Source organism: endosymbiont GvMRE of Glomus versiforme (genome assembly GCF_003546845.1).
Window position 1 is genome coordinate 389,492 of sequence record NZ_NWVA01000002.1, and the last position, 24,603, is coordinate 414,094.

Consider the following 24,603-nt stretch of genomic DNA (forward strand, 5'->3'; position numbering starts at 1 on the left):
CAAAGGGATAATTTTTCTTGCACTATTTATTCTTTCATTCACACACATAATTTTTTTGTTGTCAAAATAAGTTAAAATCTCTTCACAGGCTCTTTTTATTAAATAAAAGAGCAAGCATGAATATTAACTAAATTTAGTGAATGAATTTGTAAAAATTAATATAACTCTATGAATAATAAAAAAATAAGCACAGAAGAACAAGAGATTGATTATGAATCTGAAAGTATTCAAGTTCCAAAAGGAGATATTGAATCAGTCAGAAATTATCCAGCTATGTATATTGGTTCAACCGACGAGCAAGGTTGACATCATCTTTTTCAAGAAGTAATTGATAATTCGATTGATGAGGCGGTAGCTGGCAATTGTAATCAAATCAAAGTAATTCTTTCTGCTGATCAAAAAGCCATTACTGTTGAGGATAATGGTCGTGGTATTCCAATTGAAAAGCATCTGGTTGCTAAAAAAGGTTCCTTAGAAGTTAATTTTACTATTCTTCATGCCGGTAGTAAACTGAAAAGCAAAGTTTATAAAACCTCAGGAGGATTACACGGAATAGGAGTAACTGCTGTTAACGCTTTATCGGCCTATCTGCGTGCTGAAAGTAGTCGAAAAGTAATTAAAAAATGTTCGTTCCATCAAGCCCAATGAGCAAAACATGAAGATGATAACCATCCCTGTGGTAGTGAAGAGTGTCGTCAGCAATTGGAAACATTAAGAAAACAAATTAAGGAATGTAATGATTGTCAAGCCAAAGATAAAACAGGAATTGTTGAATTTCGAGAAGGAAGTTTAATAAATTCGCAAATTATTGACAACCCCGGAAAGCCTAGCGGAACTATTGTTACTTTTACTCCTGACCCAAAAATTTTTCCTGAATTTACCTACTTCAAAATTGAAACTATTCAGAGTCGTCTAAAAGACTTGGCTTACCTTAATCCTAATTTAACTTTAATTTTTTATTCTTCTCCTGATGCTACACCAATTACTTATCATTTTAGCAGTGGTTTGGCAGGCTGAGTAAAAGAAATAAATCAAAAAAATTATTTAGAAAATACTGATATTTGTACTGAAGAATGAACGGGCTCAGTTTCGATAAGAAAAGATGAAGAAGGAAATTATCAAAAAGAATACTTTTATTTAAACTTTGCTTTTCAGTATAATCAAGAACAAAAAAAAAGCCAAATCAGGTCTTTTTGTAATAATATTAGCACTGGCGGCGGAGGAAGCCACTTAGATGGATTTGAAAATGGTCTAATTATTGCTTTCCGAGACTGAATTAAAGAAAAATACGTCAACCTAAAATTAAGCATAAAAGCAGACGATATTTTGGAGGGATTAGTAGCTATTTTAGCTATTCGGGTAAAAGATCCTCAATTCTCTGGGCAAACCAAATATCGCTTAGCGATGACCCCCGTTCGAGAAATAGTTAAAAATGCTACTTATGAATTGGTAAAAAAATTTCTCCAGGACCATGGTAACAGTGCCGAAGCAATCAGTCAGCAGATTATCACTAACGCCCAAAATCGGGTTAAATCCGAAGAGTATAAAGAATCCTTGCGAGAAGGCGGGCGAGCTTCTGCTTTACCTGGAAAGTTAGCCCCTTGTATTTCTAAAGAAGTGGCTAATAATGAATTGTTTATTGTCGAAGGAGATTCAGCCGGTGGTAGTGCCAAGGCGGCCCGTTTCCCTTTTAATCAAGCGGTTTTACCAGTTCAAGGAAAATTTATTAACACCATAAAAGCTAAATGAAGTCAAATTTCGAAAAATAAAGAAGTTATCAATATAATGAGTGCCCTCGGATTTAGCACCACGGAAGCGGCTCAAAATTATTACAATCGTTTTCAGAATGAATTAGACACTGACGTTAGTCAAAAGGAATTAGAAATACCCGAAGAATTCATTTATCAAGACGACACTGGCCAAGAACAAATAATCCCGGCTCATACTACTCTCACTCGCGAGCAAGTAAAAATCATAGTTGAAAAAACCAAAGAAAAATTATTTAAAAAACTTCGTTATGGCAAAATAATAATCATGACTGATGCTGACCCGGATGGTAAACATATTGGGTGTCTAGAACTTGCTTTTTTTATCCGTTATTTTCGTTACTTGATTGAAGGTTGTCACTTATTCTTAGCAGTTACTCCCCTCTATAGTTGAAGAACTAAAGAAGGAGTTAGATATTTTAACAACGACTATGATTGAGAAATTTATCGGCAGGAAAATAAAAAAGTTGCTGGTAGTTTACAACGGTTTAAAGGATTAGGAGAAATGAATGCTAAGCAATTGCGAGAAGTCGCGATGGTCGCTGAAAAACGTTGCGTTAATGAATTAACTTACTCTGATCCTTTGGCTATTTGGAAAACAGTTCAAGATTTAATGGGTCCGAAAAGCGAACCCCGCAAAAGGCTTTTAGAGAGCGGCGAATACAAAAATGCTCAATCAAAGGTGATTGATGGTAAAGCAGATATTAGGGAAACCTTATTAGTAGATTTTTCTGCTTATGGTTATGAAGTAGTAGAAGACCGGGCTCTAACTCAATTACAAGACGGTTTAAAACCAGTGCAACGTTATATTCTCTATGTTCTTTATTTATTAAATTGTTTGCCTAATCGACCTCACCGCAAGTCCTCCAAAGTAGTCGGGGATGTTATTGGTGGTTACCATCCTCATGGTGACCAAAGTATTTACCAAGCCATGGTGAAAATGGCCCAAGACTTCAATTATCGTTATCCCCTAATTGACGGACAAGGTAATTGAGGTTCAATCGATGGTGACTCTGCTGCTGCTTTTCGTTATACTGAAGCCCGTTTGACTCGTTTTGGTTTGTATTTCTTGAAAGATTTAGAATTCGAGACCGTAGTAAATTGAAAAGATAACCATGACGGCACCGAAATAGAGCCCGAAATGCTTCCACCTCACCTTAATTTGTTGCTCAATGGTTCCAGTGGTATTGCGGTGGGAATGAGTGCCAACATTCCTCCCCACAATTTAGGAGAGGTAGTGGATATGACAACCGAACTGGTGAATAATCCGCAACTTACTACTGAAGAATTAATAATTACTTGGGAATGTTCTAATTGTCAAAATAAAGGAAGAGGAAAAACTACTCAATGTTCTGCTTGTCAAAGCACTGAAATCAAATCAAACTATTTTGGACCTGATTTTCCCACGGGCGGGCAAGTATTAGAACGGGAAAAATTATTGGAAATTTACGAAAAAGGTGAATGTCCCAAAGGCAAAGGGACTATTTACGTTCGAGCCAAAGCCGAAATTACTTCTAGTAAACAAGAGAAAGAAAAAAAAGACTTAATTAGGATTACTGAATTACCTTTCAAGATTAATAAATCAAAACTAGTAATTAATATTAGCCAAATAATCAAAGATAAAAAGATTCCAGGCTTGAAGAGTGTCGCTGACTACTCTAATTTTGAAAAACCAGTAAATATTCACTGTTATTTTGATCCGGATTACGATGAGGAAGTTATTCTTAACCAATTATACAAAAAAACTAAACTTCAAAGTACCTTTTCTTTTCAAATGCGGTCTTTGATTGGTGACCAACCCCAAGTATTTTCTTTAAAAGAGATTATCCAAGGGTTTATTGTTAGAAAATTAGAAAATATTCGCAAAAAGGCCCAATTTATTTATTGCAAAACCCAAAAAGAATTAGTTAATTTAAAAACGCGTCATTTCATTATTAAACATTATCAAGGAATTGCTCAAATAATTCATAATAGTTCTTCCGAAGAAGAAAGCCAAAAGCAATTAATAAACCAATTCCAGAAAGAAATAAAAGAATTAAAAGGTTTGACCGTAGATTTATTTTTAATTGACCTTATTATCAAATCCCAAAAGACGTTAGGTGAATTACAAGCACAAGGCAAGAGTTACCAAAAGAATGAAGCGGCAAGGAAAGAAAAATACCGGGAATTAGTTAGTTTGCTGAGACAAATTGATGTCTACCAAGGTGAGGAAAATTACCACAATAAGGAGGATGAAATAAAAGAAATAAAGGAGAAAATAGCTAGCCTAAACATGGAAGGGAATGTTTTGCCTGAGATGCCTGACTTATTAGAAGATTATCTGAATCCAGAACAAAAAGTCATTAATCGCATTTTAGATACCCCCGCCACTTTTCGCCAATTTACTCCGGAAAAGCAAGAAAAATTACAAAGTGATATTGAAATCTTGAAAGGAAAGATTCTTCAACAACAGTTATTAATTGTCAATCAAGAACAAAGAAAACAACAACTAATTTACGAGTTAGACGAATTGAAAAAAAATTATGCTGATGACCACCGAAGAACTGTTATTACTTCTCAATCCCATTCTATTGCTGAAAGACAGTTAATCCCTCACGAAGAAAGAATTGCCTTATTTAGCCGTTCAGAAAATAAAAAAGAAAACAAAATTAATAATTACTTAACTTCTTATAATTTAACATCCTTGGATCCAACCAATATTCCCAGCCAAGGAAAAGAATTAAAAACCCGGGGAGATAATTGAGCCATTGTTAAACTTAATCGTCGAGACGATTTATGATGTTTTTCTAATTATGGCAAATTATATATTCTTAATTTCTACCTTTTTGTTGCCAACAAAATCATTAATCTAGACGAAGAGCACTTTATTCGCAAAGGAAAGTCTACTATTCAAAACCAAGAATATTTTACCTCGGTTCTACCAATAAAAGAAGAACCAACTGAAAAGTTTCTTCTGATTATTACCAAAAAAGGGAAAATCAGACACTTAGAGTGAGAAAGATTTAAAAAAGTTAGTAAATCAGGAAGAAATGTGATCAAACTAGGACGAAAAATTATTGAAGAATGTTCTCTCCATCAAAATCAATTAGCCGAGCATAAGACTGCTTCTCACATTTGTGGTATCAATTGTGTGCAACGTCGAGAGTTACAAAAACAAATTAAAGAATGTAGTGACTGTCAGAAAAAATGGGTAAGTAGTGAAGATGAAATTAGCCAAGCTGTCCTTATTAATGGAAAAGAATTTAATCCTAATGAAGAAATAGACCTTGTCCTCAAAAAGAAAATTAAAGGGAAAATAAGGAATGCGAAATCTTCGATTTACTTTCTAGCAAGAAAAAAGGTTGAAGTAATGATCGGAAATGAAAAAGCAAAAATAAATGCAGGTTGTTCTCAACATCAATCTGAATCTATAAGCCATAAAATTAATCATCAAAAAACTAATACTCAGTGCGGTATAGTTTGTCCTATTTCAAAAAAATTACAAAAACAAATTAAAGAATGCGATGATTGTAAAAATCCTGATTTCTTTATTAAAAAATTAAGAAAACAAGTTAAATGTGAACAAGTAATAGAAGTAATAGTTAGCCAAACCAAAGAAGAAAGAGAAAATTCAATCTTGCTTTTAATCAAAAAAGATAATAATTGTGAAAAAAGGCTACTAGCCACCATAAAAACTCATATTTCTACGGATAGTGCTCGACCAAAAAGAGCTAGTTATTGCAAAAAACATTGAGGAGAAAAAGAGAAATTAGAGCAAGAAAAAGAAGATAAAGAACAAATTCTAAAAGAAGAAAAACAAAAAATTGAAGAAAGAATTCTAAAATCCACCTTGCCGTTAAAAAATAAAAAAGAAGTGTTGAAAGAAGCAAAATTAGTTAAAGGATTGAGAATTTCCCAAGAACTAGAAAGAAAAATCACTAACTCTCCGGTTGACTCGACTATCGGAGAAATTGCTCTTCAAGAGCAAATCAAGGATTTAATTAAAAGCAGTGAAACCTACCAACAACTGCTTCAAGAATACCAAAAAAAGGAAAATGAATTTAATGATTTTAAAGAAAAAACTAAACAATGTAAGGACTGTCAAAAATACTGTTCCAAGCATAAAGAAAAAATTGAAAAACATGAAACTTGTAACTATTGCCATAAAAATGACAAACAAATTCAGCAAGCAAAAGAGCAAATTAAAGAAATGAAGGACAAATTAGAAGAGTTAAAAAAAACTAAACCTGAAGCCGAAAAAGAAATCAAAAAATCAATCAGTAATTTAAACAAAAAGGAAGGAGAAAAGAAAAAACTACACCATGAAGCATTTACCAACCGCGTAAAATGTCCAACACTTAATACAATTAAAGAAGAAAGAAAAAATTGCTCTGGTTGTCAAGACAAGATTAAAAAGAAACACCTAATTGAAATAGAAACTCCTCTTCAACATATTTGCCTAATAAACAAAGAGACGAGCAAATCCGAAATATATTTGCTATCCAAAAAAGATGTTTGCTGATACAACAAAAAAGACTTAACTGACTTCCTAAAAAATGACGAAAGTCGCAGCAAAAATTTATTAAGGGATAAAACTCGCGAAATTACTGATATTAAAGTTTATTCTGCCTAAAATTTTTGTTTAGTTTCTTAGTGATTTTGCTGGGTTTTAACCAAGTTTATGTAATGATGAGCAACAATAAAATTGAATTAACCAAAGAGCAAAAATCATGCGTGGAATGACCATTAAACAATAATCTCGTTATCGAAGCTAACCCCGGAACTGGCAAAACCGAAGTTTTAAAATACCGCACTCTTTTTATTCACCAGCAAAATGAAAGACAAAGAAAATTAATTTTAGTTTTAGCTTATGGGCGTAATATTGCTGCGGAAATCAGAACTAAATTAAAAGCCGAAAAATTGCGAGTTTATGACCGCTTAAAGAACATTTTACCTGCTTTGGCTCATCAACACACCTGCTCTTTAAATGAATGTCCTGTCTATTTAGAAAGTACAAAACCTTTGATTTTAGTCTGCACCATTCACTCTCTGGCTAATGGCATAAATGATTTAGTAATTAAAAAGCAATTCCAAGAAAAAAGAAGAACCAAAATACTGGTTGCTACTCAAGATGTCGAAAAAAAACACGGTCTTGTCCCATTGGAAGACAAAAATCAAAAATTTATTTGAAAATCAAGAGGTTCAATAAAATCTCGAAAAAAAAGACTTTTTAATTATCTTTTAAGCCAAATCGAAGAAAAATATTTAGACCAGACCAAAAGAAAAATTTTGTGAGGAATATTTCAACAATCAGAACCAGAAAATGTTATTTTAAACAAAGTATCCGACCCTTATTTCCATTACAATATTGATTATTCTCGCTTTTTAACCCAAATTTGGCTTTTTTTGCCCAAAGATAAAAAATTACTAACTAAACTAGAAGAAAGTTGTCGCCAGGACCAAGAAAAAAATGTTTGGTTAGATTTTGACGATATAATTGCTAATGCCAATAATTTTACTGCTCTAAAAAAGAAAAAAATCTGACCAGAGTTTGATTATATTTTAGTAGATGAATGTCAGGACTTAAAAATAGAAACCTTTAAGTTAATTACGGAAATATTTGGAAGCAACCAAACTAATTTTACTTTTGTTGGTGACCCCAAACAAAACATTATGGCCTTTGCCGGAGCACGAGAGAATGTTTTCTCCTTACTCGAACAAAAATTTCCTCAGCAAACTAATGGAATTATCGCTACCAGTTTTCGTTTGCCCCAAGAAATAGCTGATTTTGCCAACGATTTTATTGCTAGGTTTATGAGTCATCGCACTTCAATTAAAACCATTAAATCAAATAATAACCATAAACCTCAAATAATTATTGCTGGTCAAGAAAAGGATTATCAGTTAAACCAAAATGAAGAAGCAACAATTGAGGAAGAAGTAAGGAACAACCCCGAAATCAAAAAAGCAAATCTTATCCAAAGCAAAATTCGAAGAAAGAAACTCTACAAACACTTAGAAGCAATTTTACCTATTATCAATAATTTAGATGAAAACAATTCCAAGGCCATACTTTATCGCCAAAATTGAATTGGAAATCTGCTTCAAGAGTGACTAAACAAAAAATGCATTATTACCAACATAAGTGAAGCAATAATTAATGACATCATTCGCAAAGTTCGACGTAATTTAAACTATTCTTTGAACGAATTTTCTTCCTTGAAAGATTTTTTAGTTAGTTTAAAAATTGCCAAAAACAGCATTTTTCAATTGACAGAAATAGTTCAGGAAATAGATGAAAATTTTGCTACCAGTCCTTTTCTTACTAAGGACAAAATCAACAATTTTATTAGACAATTGGAAGAAATAAAAAACCACCACGGTATTATTCTTTCTACTATCCATGGTATGAAGGGATTAGAGGCCGACCATGTTTTTCTAATTTTTTGCGATAAAAAAATCTTGCCCAAAAAAGAAAAATTTACTAGTAAATGGGAAACAAGAGAAGAACAAAACTTATTTTTTACGGCTATAACTCGACCAAAAACTGGACTATATATAACTACTAGTTCTTGAAAAGAGTGTTCAGAATTTATTGAGCCTAGCAATTTGGATTTGAATTTAGTAGAATTGATTACTCCGAAAACTTTTAAGAATGGTAAAATAGATGCTAAGCCAATATTTGAAGAAACTAAATAAAAAAATTAATGAAGAACTAATAAAAGGTCAATGCAAAATTCACAAAGGAGCAACAAGATTTTCAGTTAAAAATAATACGCAAACAAAACAGAAACTAATACTTTTTTTATAAAAAAAAATTTGATAAACAACTTTAAAATAGTAATTATATGCCAATTCAAGAAAATAAGGTTGTTAATAAGGACAACTTAATAGAAAGAACAAAAAAAAAAGTTAAGGAAGACAAAATAATTAGCAAAATTATCAGGCAAATAAAGCAGGCAAGAAAGAAACCAAAAGTGCGACAAAATATTGAATGAAATCAGTTAGAGGTTCATTTAAGAGAAATAATTAAAGTCTGAGAGAAAAAACAAACTCAAAAAATAATCGATGGATTTTTGGAAGAAATAAAATTGAGTTTACAAAAAAAGGAGAGTATTCTTCTATGAGGCTATTTTGGTTTAAAAGTACACCGCTCTCCTAAAAGAAAGACAGTTAATCCAGCCATTGTTAAGATTTTAAGAACTTCTAAACTTTCTTCACAGGAAAAAGCAAAACTCGAAAAGAAAAAAATGATTGAAGTTCCCTCGAGAAATAGAATAAGTTTTCGGGCAAGTCCTAAATTAAAGAAGGAAATAAATTAGACAGAAGCCCACTTTTTTGACTTCAAGAGTGTAGTTTGTTAACATTAAAAAAAGATAAAACACTTTGAGAAAGTGAGATAAAACTTGTAAAAAGACAAGAAAAATCGTGCCTTCTCTTTTATACAAATGAGTAAAAATATAATTATGAATAAACAGGGATTGGAACAACTATTAAGTTATTTGTCAGTAACTTTGACCTTATGCAAAGACATATTAATTTATGAGTAAAAACAATGTAATTAAAGTCTTAACTCGGCAAGAAGAAATCGAACTTTTACAACGAGCCCAAAAAGGAAGAACAATGTATGACATTTTAGGCCTAAGCCACAATGCTTCTGAAAAAAAAATCAAAGAAGCTTATGAGAATAAGTTAAAAAACAAAGAGAAAAGCAAAGACAAATTCCAGGAAATTCAAGAAGCTTATGAAGTATTATCTGACAAAAAAGCAAAAGCCCTCTACGATAAAAAAAATAAGGATTTATTTTTGGAAAGAGATAAAGCAATCCGTCTTTTAATTTATTATAATCAATCGTTTGTGAAATACATGGTGAAAGGCTATCATTACCCCCAAGGTGAAATTAATGCTGACGAATTAACCGCCGAAGGGGTTATTTCTTTGCCCAAAGCCATTAATGACTTTGACCTTGCTAAATCTGAAAACCGGATGGCAAGTTTTGCTGGTCATTGAATTCGTCACCACATTCGCAGTTTTATCATAAAAAGCCGAATATTACCACAAGCAACACCAAAAAAAAAACTTGATCACTCTTCGTCACAAGGGGAAGAAACCGAGAAAAAAGTTCCTCCCAAATCTTCCCCTCCAGGAATTATCTATTATGATAAAATTTACCAAAGTAGTGAAAGAGATGATAAAGTTACTTCTTTGTTGGATACTTTAGCCGATAAAAACGAGGAAATTGAACAACAAATTCGACAAAAAGAAGTTAAAGAGAAAACTAATGAAACGCTTGCTCTTTTGGAACCCCATGAAGAACTGATTACTCGACTTTTTTTTGGCGTGTCTCCCACTGACTTATCCCAGATTAATCGCTTGGCAACTGAAGAAAAAGCCAAAGAATTAAAAAAACTCAGAGTCAAAAGCAAAAAAAAATCTCTTCTTTTTGAAAAATATTCAAGTTTTTTTGCTACTCCTTGCAAAAAAGAAGAAGTTGTGAAAGTATTAATGAATCGAGAATTTTGGGAGTACTTTCGGGAATTTCCAGAATTAGCAACTAAGGAACAAACTTCCCGTCGTAGCAGCCCAAAAACAAACACTTCCAGTCAATCAGTTAATTCTGCTGAAAAAAAAAAATGATACAGTGCAGCCCAAAACAACCTCAAAGACAACCCACTTTCCGAAAAAATGGTTCTTCGTTGAATTAGCTTAGGCTACCAACCCGAAGACATTAATGATTCTCAAAATCAAATTCTCCAAAAGATTGGTATCAGCAAAAAAGAAAAAGAACAATGACAAAAAACTAGTAGCAAAGCTAAAAACAAGGATAATTGGTTAGAACAGCGCCTAGGAAAAGTCATGGAAAACTGAAAAAAGAATATTTTAAAAAAGTTAAAAGAGTTAACAGAAAAAACTAAATAGTGAAAATTAGCAATATAAAAAAAACTTAACAAATTCCCTAAAAACTTTATTTATCACTTATTTTTTAATAATATCTTGTAATTTAATCGGTTTGCTGTGATTGTCTAGTTTTTCAGTGACCCAAATCACTCCTCCACCCAAACAAATATCCTGGCAATAAAAAACAGCATACTGCCCAGGAGTAACAGCCCTTTGTTTTTCCCTAAACTCTACTTTTAATTCATTTTTCCTGGTGGAAAGTAATTTTACTAAAGTTTCTGTCTGTCGGTAACGAAACCTGGCTGTTATTTTTTGACTGTTAAAATAATTAATCAAAGTTTTTTCTTCTACTAATCAATTAACTTCTTTCACTCAACAATAATTACTGTATAATCAAGGATTTTTTCAATTTTTTGCTACATAAACTAGATTTTTTCTCACTTCTTTACCAACCACATAATAGGGTTCTTTTTCGCCCTGTAAACCAATCCCGTGCCTTTGGCCAATAGTGAAATAATATGCTCCTTGATGTTTGCCTTTAATTTTTCCATTGTCAATATCAATTATGTTTCCTTCTTTCTGAGGTAAGTAGTTAGCAAGAAAACCAGCAAAATTCCGTTCACCGACAAAGCAAATTCCAGTAGAGTCTTTTTTTTGAGCGTTAATTAGTTTCATTTTTTCAGCTATTTGGCGAACTTCTGGTTTGGTTAAGTTAGCTAAAGGAAAAATTATTTTACTTAATAAATTACAATCAATTTGGCAAAGAAAATAAGTTTGGTCTTTGTTTTGGTCTTTTGGCTTAGTTAAATAAGAATTTGGGTGGTCACAACCAGAAGCAACACATTCACATTTTGTTTCAATAATTTTAGCATAATGACCAGTAGCAATAAAATCAACGGCAAAATTTTTTTTCACATACTCAACAAAATAATGAAATTTAATCGCACTATTGCACAAAATATCAGGATTGGGGGTCAAGCCTTGCTTTAAACCTTTTAAAAAACTCAAAAAAACTTTATTTCAGTATTCTTGTAAAAAGTTAACTTTATAAATGGGAATATTTAGTTGCTGGGCTACTTGCTGGGCATCTTGCCAGTCTTGATTTTGGGAACAAATCGTTGCTTGGCTAAAACTAGCATTTAAATAATCATCTCAATTTTGCATAAAAACAGCAGTTAACTGGTAACCCTTTTCCTTCAAGAGATAAGCCGCAACTGCGGAGTCCACTCCTCCACTTAAACCAATAACCACTTTTTTGCCTTTTTTAGCAAGAGAACGAGACATATTATATGGAAAATTTTACAAAACAGAGTGAACTACCCACCACTTATAGAAGTGGGCTTCTGAAAAGAATTATCAGATTTTATTCTGACTATCGAAGTTGGTTCCCAACTCCGTTATTTGGGCTTGGTATAAGATATTTTTAGCAGCATTGATATCTCTATCTTCCTTATGCTTACAGCAAGCACAAACAAAAACCCTATCACTTAATTCTAACTTTCGACTGGCTAATTGTTGACAATTGCTACATCTCTGACTAGTATAAGCAGGATTGACTTTTACTAATCTCCCACCAGTTTCTTCCACTCTGTGGGAGAGGGCTAGTAAAAAGAAACTCAAACTAGCATCATGGAGACTTTTGGCTGAATATCAAGGATTTTGTTCTTGGCTTCTCTCCATGATTTTTCTAGTTCTTAATTTTTCCACGGCTAGCAAATCAAAATTATCTCTTAACTTCTTAACTACTTTGAAAACAAAATCTTTTCTCTGATTGCTAACGTTCTCATGCTTTTTACTTAATTCTAATTTAGCCTTTTCTCTCCGTTGGCTTCTTTTTTCTTTACTACTGACTTTTCTTTGTAACTCTCCTAATTCTTTTTCGGCTGTTCGATAGAATTGAGGATTAGCTTGCTTTACTCCATTAGAAAGAGCAAAAAAGTTATCTTTGCCTATTCCAACATCAATGCCTATTTGTTTTTGAGGAGAAATTGAACTAACTGTTGTTTTTGGTTGAGCCTCTACTTCACAAGAAAAAACAGCATAATATTTTTGGTTTTTGATTAGTAAGGAGCAAGTTTTAACTTCTCCCATTGGCTCTCGGTGTTTTCTAATATTTATTCAACCTAGTTTAGATATTCATAGTTGGCTACCTTTTAACTGAAAGGCTGGGCTTTGAGTATAGGTAAAACTCTCATATTTCTCTAATCACTTTCTCCTTGGCAAACCAACTTTCTCTTTTTTAACTTTGGTATAGAACTTTTTTCAACTATAATCTAATCTCCGAACTACATCTTGGAGAGTTTGAGAGTGAACCAGTTTTAAGTCTGGGTTGGTTTCTTTGAGTTGGGGTAAAAGATTTTGTTGTTGAGTGTAAGTGACTTTTGTTTTGTTTTCTTTTAATCCTTCGGATAAACTTTGTTTTCAAGCCTTAATTCTCTCTTTTCCTAGGTAGTTATACAATCAAAGGCAAATTTCCCTAATTTGGTTGATTTGTTTTTGCTTGTCTTGACTAGGATAGAGACGGAGTTTGATAGCCTTTTTGATTTTCATAAGTAGCCAAAATATTTTATATAAATGTTTTTAGCAATTCATCCACCACCTAACTCTTATGAGTTTGAGGATGGGGGACTTCTTGCTAGGTTAGGTTAAACACAAATTAATTCCCGTGATGATTTAGTAAGTCACTCGTATTTACTTTCAGTGACCAAAATATCATCTTCAATTCTTACTCCTCCTAAGTTAGGAATGTAAATACCAGGCTCGATAGTGATAATCATACCAGGTTTTAATATCATATTATCTCGTGAAGAAATAGAAGGTGTCTCGTGAACTTCAATTCCTAATCCATGACCAGTGGAATGAGTGAAATATTCTCCATAACCTTTTTGCTTAATATAATCACGAACAGTTTGGTCGACTTCACTACATTTTATTCCTGGTTTGACGGCTTGAATACCCTTTCATTGAGCCTCTTGAACTATTTGATAAATTTCTTTTAATTGAGAACTAATTTCGCCAACCGCAAATGTGCGAGTAAAATCTGAGCAATAGCCCCGATATTTACAACCAAAATCAACTGTAACCAATTCACCTTCTTTGATAATTTTATCGCTAGGTTGACCGTGAGGTAAAGCACCATTTTCACCAGAAACCACAATGGTATCGAAAGCCAGTCCATCGGCTCCTAATTCCTCAAAAGAATTACGAATAAACCTAGCCAAATCCTTTTCACTCATTCCAGACCTAACCACCTCTAATAATTTTTGGTAAACCTTGTCAGTAATTTTGGCAGCTTGGCGTATTCTTTCAATTTCTTTTTCAGTTTTAATTGTTCGCAAATTATTTGTTTCAATACTAATTCATTGAAAATTAGGCATCTGCTTTTGCCAATTTTCTCACTGTGAAACAGTAACATATTCTTTTTCAAAGCCGATTTTTTTAACTTGTAATTTTTCTAAAAGTCCTTTTATGTCTTCAATAGTTTTTCAAAGATAAACCTGACAATTTTTTGCTAAATTTTGGGCCGCAGTATAATAGCGACCATCTACAAAAAGATAATTTTCCTGAGATGTAGCACATAAATAACCTAAACTTGAAGCAAAATTAGTCATTCAAAAGCGGTTTTCAGGGGAAAAGAAAAGAATAGCATCTAACTGTTGCTTTTTTAATTCTTTTTTTATTATCTCTCTATTCATCTTTACCTTTGTTAAATTGATTTGTGCAATATAAAGTAAATTTTAAAATAACTAATCTGCAAAATAGTTTTTTTGCTTAAAAATAATAGTATATGAAAATTTACGAGAAACATAATTATTCAATGATTTATTTTAAAGGTGAGGAGAATTTTCGTTTCAATTTTTTCAACTGGTTCTTTTTAAACTGGACGCTAATGCTGAAAAAAAAGACTAAGGCTGTCGCCTTGGGATGGCAAACTTTTTTATTAACATACTAAAAACTTTAAATTAGGCTAATTTAATATAAAGCCTCGGAGATTAGAACAATCTTCGTTAAGCAGGTTTCTGCTAAAAATCTTTTAGAAATTTCTTGCTGAATTAATTTATTCACACAAGAAATAATTCAAACAAAACACACAAAATTTATAATTTATGCATCCCTATTTAATATCTTTAATTGCAATGTTAGGAACAACAATTCTAACCTGATTTCCAGCTCTCGCAACTAAAAAAATTGGAATATTTGACATTATTCCTTCTATTTTTAAGACAGCCCAGGATAGAATTTTTAATCTACAAGGCAATGGTTTAAGCATTGTTGCGTTTGCTTTTCTCATTTACGCCTTTTTAAATAGCAAAATATTACAAAATTTCTTTGCCTCTGGTGACCAAGAAAAATGAAAAAAAAACAGAAAATGAGTAATCGTTGGGCTGACAATTTTTGCTTCAACCCTGAGTACTTTTTTGTGATGATATGATGAGTATATTTTATTTTTCCCCTTAGTAATTCCTTTGTTTTTGAATATAGGGCTAGATAAATTTAGCTCTTTTATTTGCCTATTTGGCGGTGCTAGTGCTGGGATTTTATCAGCAGTGAGTCCGGAAATATGAACTGGCATTTTTAATCAAATCAATGTGACAACAGGAAAAACTAATTTTACGGGAACCAGCGGGATCTCTTTTAGGCTAGCAAGTTGACTAATATTCACTATAATTTTTGTTCTTTTCAATATTTTATACTGTAATAAGATTTATTATAAATCTTCTTCGCTAAGCCAAAAAAAAATACCTGAAACACTACCAGTTAAAAAAGAAAACGAAAAAAAGCTTTCACGAGGTGTTAAGTGGCTTATCGGATTAGTCTTTGGTTTTTCCATCCTTATCACTATTTTAGGTGCCATTGGTTGATTTGCAAGCGACAAAACACCCTGAGGAAAAAGAGAAGGAATAAGCAATGATTATTTAACTAGTTCATATAAAGGTGGAATAATGGGAAAAAGAGGAGGAGGTACGGGAGAAGATTATAAAAAGATTGGCACCATGCCCAAAAATATTATCAGTGATGATCCAAAAGACAAAGGCAAACAACAACACATGGCAACAGTGGAAACTAATAAAACTGAGCGATTTTGACCGAAGTTTGGGGAGTGGGGACATTTGCAGACTTGCGTTATATTTGTGATTGGAGCAGTAATTATTTGTTTGCTTAGCCGACAAGGCATTGCGAACAACCTTATAACCGGCTTTCAAAAAACCGTTCCGATTATTTTAGGATATATTTTCATGGCAACTAGTGCTACAATTGCCCAAGAATCTGGAATGAGTAATAAGCTTAAAGATTATATTTTGTCAGAAAAAGTAACCAAACATGCCAGTATTTTTGCCCTGTTTAGCATCTTTTTTTCATTTCTTGTTATTTGCTTTTTTGTAGAATCACTGGCTAGTACTTTATTTTTTTCTATTAGTCCGGCTTTGTTTGCTATCTCTCCAAATACGCTTTTGTACGGAGCAATGATAATGATTTTAGCTAGGTTTTTAGTCGCTTCTGTTTCTCCCACAAACGCTATTTTGATGAGTGCCTTAAAAGAAGTGGGAACCAGTTATAAGGAATACGTGAAGAAAACTTGAGTTTTGTGGCTAATTGTTTTCCTCGTTGCCTTAGGGCTGGTCGGTTATTGTGCCTTTCGTTACCGATAAGAATATTATGAAAGGAAAGATTAAATAATTATGAATAAAATTGAAGAAAAAGAAAAATTAAATAATGCTTTGAAAAGAATGCAAACTGCTAGTGAACGCCAAAAAGTAACGGAAACATTCAATTCACACATTGGTTTTGAAAATGAGAAAAAGGAATTTTCCGAAGCTAGCCAACTTTATGTCCAATTTGGTGGCAATCTTCGTCCTGAACGGGAAGTAATTTGTTATTCCGGACCACCAGGAGTAGGAAAAACAACTTTTGTTCAAACTTTAAGCAATGCTATGGGCAGACCTTTGGAAACAGTTGCTTGTGCTGGTCTCGATAACCCTTCTGAATACTCTATTTTAGGTGATGAAAACAAACCTAGTTTAGTAGCCTGAGCGATTATGAAAAACGAGTGCAAAAATCCGATTATTTTGCTTGATGAATTAGAAAAAGTGACCAACGAAAAGATTCAAGCTGATTTAATAAAAATCTTCGAAGATTTTAAAGACAAAGGAACCTATTATGACCCTTATTTTCAGCAAGAAATAGGCCTAGAATACCTTGATATTTTTGCCGCGGTAAACTATGATGAAAAATTAGCCACTAAATTAAAAGATAAAGTTGATTTGAGAAAATTATTGGGCTACACTGAAAAAGAAAAAATGCAAATATTACAAAGAAAAAAAGCAGCCATACAAAAACTCTACAATCTAGAAAAAGAAGAAGTTGAAAAAGTGCTTTCAAATGATATTTTAAAATTTTTGATTAATACTTGAATTCAAGAAAAAGGAGTGCGAAAACTAGAACAAGCCTGTCATAAAATTATTAGTGAATACGTTATTGCTAAGCAGGATAATCGGCAAGCATTTCAAGGAAATAAACAACAATGAATAGAAAAGAATATTTTGTCGTTTCAGGAAAGCCATAAACTGAATTGACGCCATTATTTGCTATTTGCTTCGTTTGGATTGAGTTTAATTTTGCTAATAACTTGAGTGTTTACAAGATTTTTATTAAAAAAAAAGCCAATCAAAGAAAAACCAGGAGGACAAAATGAATAGAGTAATAGAAACCATTGAAAAAGAAAAAATAGTAAAAAAACATCGCAGAATAGCAATAGAAAAACTAGAAAAGAAGGATCCCAAAATTAAAGATTTTTCTAACGTTAATTTATTGGCTGGGGAAGAACATAATCAAGAACTGAACCAGTTAAAAAGTCAAATTAATTTAATTGATTTCAATCAGCATAAACACGAAAATTCAGAATTTATTGAAAGAAAAATTAAAGAAATTTACAATAATCCTCAGAACAAAGAACTAGTTGAAAAAGGAGAATTTCCGGTCATTTGCTTTAAGAATATTGAAAAAATTGGCAAAAATCAGGCTTTGGAAGAATCTTTATTACCAGTATTTGATTCTCAACAAAATGATAAATTATTTGATGAAGAAGTAGACTTATCAAGGTTTATTCTTATTGCTACTACTTCTACTCGCGAAACTGAAAAATTGTCCGATCCTTTGCTTTCTCGGTTAGACTGAGTTAATGCAGATACTGTTTCACTTTTAATTAATTTGGTTCTGTTGATGTTGCTTTTAGTTCCTAAATTTAAGAGAGCAAAAACAGGGTCAAACAAAAAAAATAAACTATAACTTAGAAAAACAAATTTATAAAATTATACTTATATGTCATTTATACTTAAACCAGGAAAAAACTCTGCTTGACGAAAACATGTTTCAAGCAACTTAGTGGCTGATGCTATTTGTTATAAAAAAGGAATTAAAACTAGTCTGCCAACTGCTAAAAGGTTAAAAAAGTTGCTTAACAAACTAGTTACTTATGCCAAAAAAGCTGAAAAGGAAAAAGAAAAAAAGGAAGTCCGCCAACATTTTTATCGTTTAGCTTTACGTTACTTGGTTAATAAGAAAAACGTTAAATTCAAGCAAGGGAAAGAAAAAATAGAAGTGTTGGATGAACTATTTAATAAATTAGGAAAAAAATATCAAAATCAATCCGGAGATTGTAGTCGAATTATTAAATTAGGTCGACGTCGAGGGGACGGAAGTTTAAGAGTAATTTTTAGTTTGGTAGAAAATGAAAAAAGTAAGAAGTAATCTTTTTACCTGCTATAATCAATGCCTTTTTGCATTTTTATCAATAATTGGTAGCAAATTTGCTAGTAATGGTCCGCACTCATTTTAAACATCACCAGTGACAAAAATGTTTTGGAAATCTAGTTTAGAAAACTTCTTTGTTAAATTTTTGGTCAAAATCAGTTTCCTCTGATTTATTGTAAAATGGCATACCCCAAATTTTATGCTCTCTGTCTTCTCATAATTTCTCTATTTTATGTTCTTTTTTTAATGATATCAGAAATTCCTCTTTTCAAGCATCTTTTTTCTTAAAATGACTGCCTTTGGGTTCGATAAATACTTGATAATGCAAGTTTTTAGAAGATGCCTTTTGTCGTAAAAATAGCACATAGTCAGGTTCAAGTGCTTTTCCATCCTCAAAATTATAAAGTTTAAAAAACCGTTCATTGCGAATTAAATAAATTTCATCGTATTTTTCTTGAAGTTTGTTATATATCCTATCGATATATTTTATAAAATGCTTTTCCTCAGAAGTTCCATAACAGTCATTAAAAACATATCAAGGTCTATTATCTAGATTTAAAGGATTTTTAGTTTCTTGATTATTTTTCATTGACTTTCCTAATTCCTTATCTCAACTTTCATTGAGAGCAAAATTTAATTCCTTGTCGTCAATTTTTTCTTTTAGCAAAATGTATTTAAATTCTTTACTTCCTCTAAATTCAGGACTGTTGGAAGCCAAACTAGAAGCAATTTGTCCGATAATTTTTGTTAAAATGTCAATTTCATCCTCAGGTTTTAATTCTTTGAGTTGAGATGCCAGACCGGAAACAGTTATTTTCACTCCTCCTAAATATTTTTCGTTTTTAATAAATTCCTCTAATTTTTCAAGATTAGGAAATCATTTTTTTAGATTGGAAAATGAATAAAAATCAAACTTGTAAAGGGCTTTTTTTACAGTTTGTAACTTTAAGTCCTTTATTCAAAAGTCTTCTTCTTTTTTTTCAATACTTTCTTTAAATTGGTTTTTAAAAAGGTCTTTGGAAAGATTAATATTAGTTCGGAGAGATGTTTCATAAGGATAATCGCGTATTGAAGAAGGCAATTCAATAACATCATTTCGAGAATATTTTTCTCGTTGATTAAGGAATAAAAGACCTGAATTATAAAGTTCAGTATTTTTAAAGTCATTTTTGATGACAAGTTTTCTTTTAAATGTATTATCAGGAATAATTCCGGTTTTTATTAGAGCAGAAGTTAACTCTTGAATATACCGTGGATTATAATTGCTATGATAATATAGTTCCTCGCAAATCCTCATTTCATTTTGAAGGTCATGGTCGAGTTTTCTTTTAGAAGGCTCATCAGTATCATTAATTTTAAAAGGGCAATAACGGGCTCCTCGTCCGATTAATTGGGCTTCTTTAATAGTTGTTGGTCCTGGTATATTATTTTTGGCATCCCGGGTATCATACAAACGAACAATATCAAAAAGATTAAGCACATCTCATCCCTCATTAAGTTTATCAACCGCAAAAATAGCCCGATATTCATTATTAGGGTCTTCCAAAGTATTTACGGCTAATTGATTTTTTTCACTCTCGTTTTGACTGTTAACCGAAATAGTTTTTTCCGCCGAAAAATCTTCTTTAAGTTCAATAATAAAATTATCCAAAGAGATTTTATTTTTAGCAAGATATTTAAATACTTTTAGAAATTCGTCCTTAGCATTGGCTTCAATTTCTTTAAGTTTATCACTAGTAAGAGTTGCTATGCCTTTTATAAATTCGTTTTGAAATTCTTCACTTTTGCTAATAGTTTTGGATTTAAATAAAATTACTGGTTTTATTACTTTTCCATTTTTTTCAAATATCTTACGACGATATTGGCTCAGTAATACCGCCTGTAAAGCCCGGTCAAAAGGTTCAGCGTCCGTTTGTAATACTTTTACTTCTTTGGAATAACCCTCTTGACGAAACTGTTTTAAAGGATAATCAAAAATAAGTCTAGGAGCGTATTTATTTCAAATATTAGGATTGTTTTTGTCTATGGTGGCAGTAAATTCTAAAAGGACATTTTGCGAATTAGCCGCAAAAATTTTGTTGACCGTATTTTCCCAAGAATTTAATTCTTCTCTTTCCTCTTTTGAGAGTTTTGAGCCAATTTTAGTTTCCACATTGATATGATGGGCTTCATCAGAAATAAGAGCAATTTTTTGGTCTTGAAAGTCCTCAAAGGTTAAACTATTCTCTTGGGGAGTATTTAAACGAGAATGAAGCCCCTGAATAGTTTCAAAACAAATATTAATATTATCATTGTCGGTAGTTTGAAAATTGTCTACTTCTTGAAGAAGTATTTTTTTATCATCCCGAGAAAGAGGATTATTAAAAAGATATTTAATTGAAGTGTCATTTAAAAAATTATCTCTGGTTTTATCAATAATATTTCTGCTATTAACAAAAAAGAGAAAATTACGATAGCCTTTTTCGTATAAATATAAAATTAATCCCGCCATCATTAAAGTTTTTCCGCTCCCAGTTGCCATAAGAAAAAGCAGTTGGTGTTTATCTTTGTTTCTGAATTCCTTTTCTCAATAGTTAATGAAGTATCTAAATGCTTCTTCTTGGTAGGGTCTCGATTTAAATTTAGGATTAAGGTTGTTTTTTACTATTTTTGGAATAGGAATATTTTCTCAATTTTCTTCTCCTACATATCCTTTTACTCTTTCATGCAAACATTTATTTTCATTCATGATATTTTTACTAGTTATTTTTAAAGAAGTATATAATATAAAACTATTAATTATGTTTTGTTATAAGTGTGGAGAAGTGTTAGAAAATAATGATTGCAGAAGGTGTGATAATAATTCCCTCAATCAAAATCCCTTTTACTTATCTCCTATTTGCTTTGGTTTTCTACCAATAGAACCCTACGGAAGAACAATAATGGCAATGGGACAAGTATTTAATGACCAAAGAAGGATGTTTAGAGGTTATTGGATTTATTTTTATCCTGATGAGTTTTTTTCACCTAACCCTTAAACCATTAAGCCATCTTCATATTCACTTTTTTGACGAAAACGGAGAAATAAGAGTATATTTATCCCAAGAAAAATATTTAGAAATTGACGAGAAATGAGGAATTGTTCCTAAACACAAACGAACTAAAATAATAAACAAGACATTCTAAATAAAATAGAAAATGAATTAAGAAAAATCGGAGTAAAATAAATATTATGATGAGATTACAGGAAATGCCTCAAGCATCAGAAATTAAGAGAATAAGTAAACCAAAAATAATTAATTGTCGAGTAAGCAGAAATAAACTAATATCTCAACTGGAAGATGGAAGAGAAATAAGTATGCCTGTTTCTTTGCTTACTAAATGAAGAGTATTAGGAGAAAATGTTAAACCTGAACAATTAAAAAGAAACGAGATTAAGGGAGAAGGAAATATTATTTATTTTCCTGATATTGACGAAGCATTACCAACTTGAAAAATTATTGAAGGTCTACATACTTGCTAAAAAAAACTTATGACAGGGTTAAGAGAAATCAGAAAAGAAAGACCAATCCAACCCAAAAAACATTCTCATCCTAAAATAATTTCTTGCCAAGTAAGTAGAGAAAAAATAACTGTTGAATTAGAAGACAAAAGGGAAATAAGTTTGCCATTTGATTTAATTGTTAAAGAGTGATTTTGCTTAAAAGAGGTTAAACCCGAACAATTAAAAAACTATAAAATTTGAGGAGGAGGATATACGGTGCTTTTTCCTGATGTTGATGAAAGCATACCAGTAAGAATATTTAGTGTGTATTTATCTTGCCACAAAATTAATTATTAAGTTCTTTTTGTTGAAAGTTCGATTAATAGTAAAATGAAATTTGCTGGAATGCCTGCTGTTTCAAATATTAACTTTAATTGTTTCATTATTTCCCAGAAAGAGTTATTTTTGTTTTCGGCAGGAATTTTCGCAATTAGTTTAAGACAAAGGTCAAAAAGTTTATCACGCATAATTTTAGTCTCTTTTAATTCATTATTTAAACTGTGAACTTCATTTTGTTTTTCAATTCACTCTTTATTAGTAATATTAGGTCGGACATTAAGTTCGGCAATCAATTTGTTTTTTTCAATCAACGTTCTCTTTATAATAGGTATTTGTATTAGTTGTTTTCGATACTCAAAGGGCAATTCTATTTCTCAATCTTTTCAATCAGCATAATATATATCACTCCACTTTTCTTTTATGTATTCTTTTGAAAAATTATTTTCAAGTATAGTAATAAATGGTTTTTTGTTAGGATTAGGTATTTTTATTGTGTACATATAATTATTTTTTTAAGATTTCTCGCCGTAAAATCCATAATTAAGTTTCTTAACTTCCTCCGATATTTGATAACTTTTATCCTCTATATCACAATAAGGAACATACAAAAGATTTTTATCCAAAAGAGAAATCAAAAAATTTTGCTGGTCGGTAAATGATAATTCTTCAAACTCTTTTTTTGTATTGTCAATGTCTTTTGGCTCTATTTTATAACTCAAAAAAGCCATTTTTTTCATTTTTTCCCAAACTTTTCAAAGTTCATGGGTATTTTTTGCTTCTTGGATTTGGTTAATAAATTGTTGATTAAATTCGGCTAATTCAAGATAAACAAAAGAACCTTTATTATCATTTTCACAAACTTTTCTAATTCTTTCTTTGGTTACGGTTTCAATATAATCCATTTGTTCGCAGATAATAAATTTTCGTTGCCCTCCGTCTTGCTTATTAAGTTCTAATACCGCATGAGCCGTGGTGCCACTGCCTCCAAAAAAGTCTAAAATAATAGCATTTTTATCATTACCAATTACCGCATAAAGGCAATCATAGACATTTCAGAGGGATTTGGGAAAACTGAATGCGTTTTCTGACAGATAATTTTTGAGTAATTTAGTCCCATATGAACTGGCGTCGTGTTTTTTTTCCATTCAGACTGATTTATAAGTTTCAAAATCCTTGCTAAACTCAATTTTGTATCCATTTTCGGTTTTTCTTACTCGCATAAAATCTTTTATTTCCTCTACGCTTTGCCGAGCATAGCCTCATTTTCTTTCAATGCCTTTGCTATCTATCGGTCAAACATAGATTTTGCCATTCTTTCCGACAACAGATTTTTCTGGGTGTTCGCTACTTTCCAAAACTTCCCCGAAACCAACCACCTTATCACTTTCAACAATAATAGGATAAAAACAATTTTTTGACATTTCTCTAAACGATATTTTGTCCGTTCGCATAAGGTCTTGTCATTTAATATCGCTCTTTTTTTTATTTAATTTCCGACCAGGAGGGATAACAAAAATAGCGTATTCATGGATATAAGAAAAATTAACGGCTTGGGTTCCTTTGGGATTATGAACGATAGTTATAACATGAATTTCATAACCACGAAATAATTCTTTCAATAAAACAGTCAATTCGGCTTGTTCGTTTTTGTCAATTGCCACAATTAAGCAACCATCAGAAGTTAATAATTTTTTGGCTACTTCCAACCTATTTTTCATAAAAGTTAACCAAGTAGATTCATTAAAACCATTATTGTAAACAAAAGTATTTGATTTGCTATCCGGATTATAAGGAGGGTCAATATAAATTAATTTGATTTTATTTTGATATTTTTCTTTTAAACTATACAAAGAAAGGAGATTATTGCCTTTGATAATTAAATTATCAGAGAGAGAGAGAGAGAGTAATTTCTTTTCCTTTTTCATATTTTTGAAAATTAGTAAAAACTTTGGGTGTCAACAGGCGGTCAATTTCGTCCGGTGCCAGGGTTTCATTTCAAAATATTTCCTGCCTTTTGGCATCCTCTTTGGTCTGTCCTCCTTCTAAAATACAATCTTTATAAGGTCAAACTAAAACTACTTCTTGGCTATCAGTAAAATAATTGCCGTTAGCAGTTAATCCTATTTTGTTTTTATATTTGGTAAAACTATCTGGGAGAAATTGTTTATTAGAAATAAAACTTTGAAACTTTATTTTATCAAAAACTAGCATTCCTTCTACTTCTTGGAAAAATATTTGCTTAATTTCTGGGGAGGAGAGCAAGAGTTTTAAAAGGTCTTTATCTAAATTGAGAGTTAACTCAATAATTTTGTTTTTGGCAAGAGCGCCGTCTGCTATTAGTCTTTGGTCTTTTTTTAGGAAAGTAGTTAGTTTTTCTAGGATTTTTTGCTGGGTCATTTTAGTTAA

At 31.6% G+C, this 24,603-nt stretch carries 18 protein-coding genes; 11 read left to right on the plus strand and 7 right to left on the minus strand.

All coding sequences use genetic code 4. The annotated features are described in order from the left end of the window. Window positions 1-168: 168 nt before the first annotated feature. The 4 genes from GvMRE_RS05745 (at window position 169) to GvMRE_RS05760 (ending at window position 10,664) form a co-directional block, all read left to right on the plus strand. Window positions 169-6,378 (plus strand): DNA gyrase subunit A, encoded by a 6,210-nt coding sequence (locus tag GvMRE_RS05745; RefSeq protein ID WP_147410291.1) that lies wholly within the window; start codon window positions 169-171, stop codon window positions 6,376-6,378. Window positions 6,379-6,431: 53 nt separating this feature from the next. After that, on the plus strand, window positions 6,432-8,444 hold the full coding sequence (locus tag GvMRE_RS05750; RefSeq protein WP_147410292.1) for a UvrD-helicase domain-containing protein: 2,013 nt from the start codon (window positions 6,432-6,434) through the stop codon (window positions 8,442-8,444). A gap of 149 nt (window positions 8,445-8,593) precedes the next feature. Then, window positions 8,594-9,067 (plus strand): HU family DNA-binding protein, encoded by a 474-nt coding sequence (locus tag GvMRE_RS05755; protein WP_147410293.1) that lies wholly within the window; start codon window positions 8,594-8,596, stop codon window positions 9,065-9,067. A gap of 220 nt (window positions 9,068-9,287) precedes the next feature. Then, complete coding sequence (locus GvMRE_RS05760; RefSeq protein ID WP_216361624.1) at window positions 9,288-10,664, plus strand: sigma-70 family RNA polymerase sigma factor; 1,377 nt, start codon at window positions 9,288-9,290, stop codon at window positions 10,662-10,664. A 57-nt stretch (window positions 10,665-10,721) separates the two neighbouring features. On the opposite strand, the gene mnmA is transcribed toward GvMRE_RS05760, so the two are convergent. From mnmA to GvMRE_RS05775, 3 genes are all read right to left on the minus strand, one after another. Beyond that, a complete protein-coding gene (gene mnmA / locus GvMRE_RS05765; RefSeq protein ID WP_147410294.1) occupies window positions 10,722-11,927 on the minus strand; it encodes a tRNA 2-thiouridine(34) synthase MnmA in 1,206 nt (401 codons plus the stop codon). A 69-nt stretch (window positions 11,928-11,996) separates the two neighbouring features. Next, complete coding sequence (locus tag GvMRE_RS05770; RefSeq protein ID WP_147410295.1) at window positions 11,997-13,193, minus strand: RNA-guided endonuclease InsQ/TnpB family protein; 1,197 nt, start codon at window positions 13,191-13,193, stop codon at window positions 11,997-11,999. A gap of 95 nt (window positions 13,194-13,288) precedes the next feature. Then, the gene (locus GvMRE_RS05775) at window positions 13,289-14,338 is read right to left on the minus strand and encodes a M24 family metallopeptidase (RefSeq protein ID WP_147410296.1); all 1,050 of its coding nucleotides are present in this window, start codon (window positions 14,336-14,338) and stop codon (window positions 13,289-13,291) included. A gap of 411 nt (window positions 14,339-14,749) precedes the next feature. Between GvMRE_RS05775 and GvMRE_RS05780 the strand changes: the two genes are divergently transcribed. The 4 genes from GvMRE_RS05780 to GvMRE_RS05795 are packed head-to-tail and all read left to right on the plus strand — an operon-like array spanning window position 14,750 to window position 18,392. Next, a complete protein-coding gene (locus tag GvMRE_RS05780) occupies window positions 14,750-16,294 on the plus strand; it encodes a hypothetical protein (protein ID WP_147410297.1) in 1,545 nt (514 codons plus the stop codon). A gap of 30 nt (window positions 16,295-16,324) precedes the next feature. Next, window positions 16,325-17,341 carry an AAA family ATPase gene (locus tag GvMRE_RS05785; protein ID WP_147410298.1) on the plus strand — a complete coding sequence of 339 codons (1,017 nt, stop codon included), beginning with the start codon at window positions 16,325-16,327 and terminating at the stop codon, window positions 17,339-17,341. Next, entirely contained in the window at window positions 17,334-17,930 is a 597-nt protein-coding gene (locus tag GvMRE_RS05790; RefSeq protein WP_147410299.1) for a P-loop NTPase family protein, read from the plus strand. Before GvMRE_RS05785 ends, GvMRE_RS05790 begins: the two co-directional genes overlap by 8 nt. A 33-nt stretch (window positions 17,931-17,963) precedes the next feature. After that, complete coding sequence (locus GvMRE_RS05795; RefSeq protein ID WP_147410300.1) at window positions 17,964-18,392, plus strand: L17 family ribosomal protein; 429 nt, start codon at window positions 17,964-17,966, stop codon at window positions 18,390-18,392. Window positions 18,393-18,516: 124 nt separating this feature from the next. Here GvMRE_RS05795 and GvMRE_RS05800 read toward each other — a convergent pair whose 3' ends face one another. Continuing rightward, window positions 18,517-21,123, minus strand: a complete 2,607-nt coding sequence (locus GvMRE_RS05800; RefSeq protein ID WP_147410301.1) for a DEAD/DEAH box helicase family protein — start codon at window positions 21,121-21,123, stop codon at window positions 18,517-18,519. A 215-nt stretch (window positions 21,124-21,338) separates the two neighbouring features. Between GvMRE_RS05800 and GvMRE_RS05805 the strand changes: the two genes are divergently transcribed. From GvMRE_RS05805 to GvMRE_RS05815, 3 genes are read left to right on the plus strand one after another with little or no spacing between them, the layout of a single operon-like run. Beyond that, the gene (locus GvMRE_RS05805) at window positions 21,339-21,560 is read left to right on the plus strand and encodes a hypothetical protein (RefSeq protein WP_147410302.1); all 222 of its coding nucleotides are present in this window, start codon (window positions 21,339-21,341) and stop codon (window positions 21,558-21,560) included. A gap of 46 nt (window positions 21,561-21,606) precedes the next feature. Further along, window positions 21,607-21,897 (plus strand): DUF2442 domain-containing protein, encoded by a 291-nt coding sequence (locus GvMRE_RS05810; RefSeq protein WP_147410303.1) that lies wholly within the window; start codon window positions 21,607-21,609, stop codon window positions 21,895-21,897. Between the two features lie 9 nt (window positions 21,898-21,906). After that, a complete protein-coding gene (locus GvMRE_RS05815; RefSeq protein WP_147410304.1) occupies window positions 21,907-22,215 on the plus strand; it encodes a DUF2442 domain-containing protein in 309 nt (102 codons plus the stop codon). Here the strand turns inward: GvMRE_RS05815 and GvMRE_RS05820 are convergent. The 3 genes from GvMRE_RS05820 to GvMRE_RS05830 are packed head-to-tail and all read right to left on the minus strand — an operon-like array spanning window position 22,212 to window position 24,594. Next, window positions 22,212-22,697, minus strand: a complete 486-nt coding sequence (locus GvMRE_RS05820) for a hypothetical protein (protein WP_147410305.1) — start codon at window positions 22,695-22,697, stop codon at window positions 22,212-22,214. The two genes, GvMRE_RS05815 and GvMRE_RS05820, sit on opposite strands and share 4 nt — an antisense overlap. A gap of 12 nt (window positions 22,698-22,709) precedes the next feature. Further along, window positions 22,710-24,122, minus strand: coding sequence for a site-specific DNA-methyltransferase (locus GvMRE_RS05825; RefSeq protein WP_216361625.1), 1,413 nt, complete (start codon window positions 24,120-24,122; stop codon window positions 22,710-22,712). Next, window positions 24,079-24,594, minus strand: a complete 516-nt coding sequence (locus GvMRE_RS05830) for a site-specific DNA-methyltransferase (protein ID WP_216361626.1) — start codon at window positions 24,592-24,594, stop codon at window positions 24,079-24,081. The genes GvMRE_RS05825 and GvMRE_RS05830 overlap by 44 nt, the downstream gene beginning before the upstream one ends. Window positions 24,595-24,603: the final 9 nt, after the last annotated feature.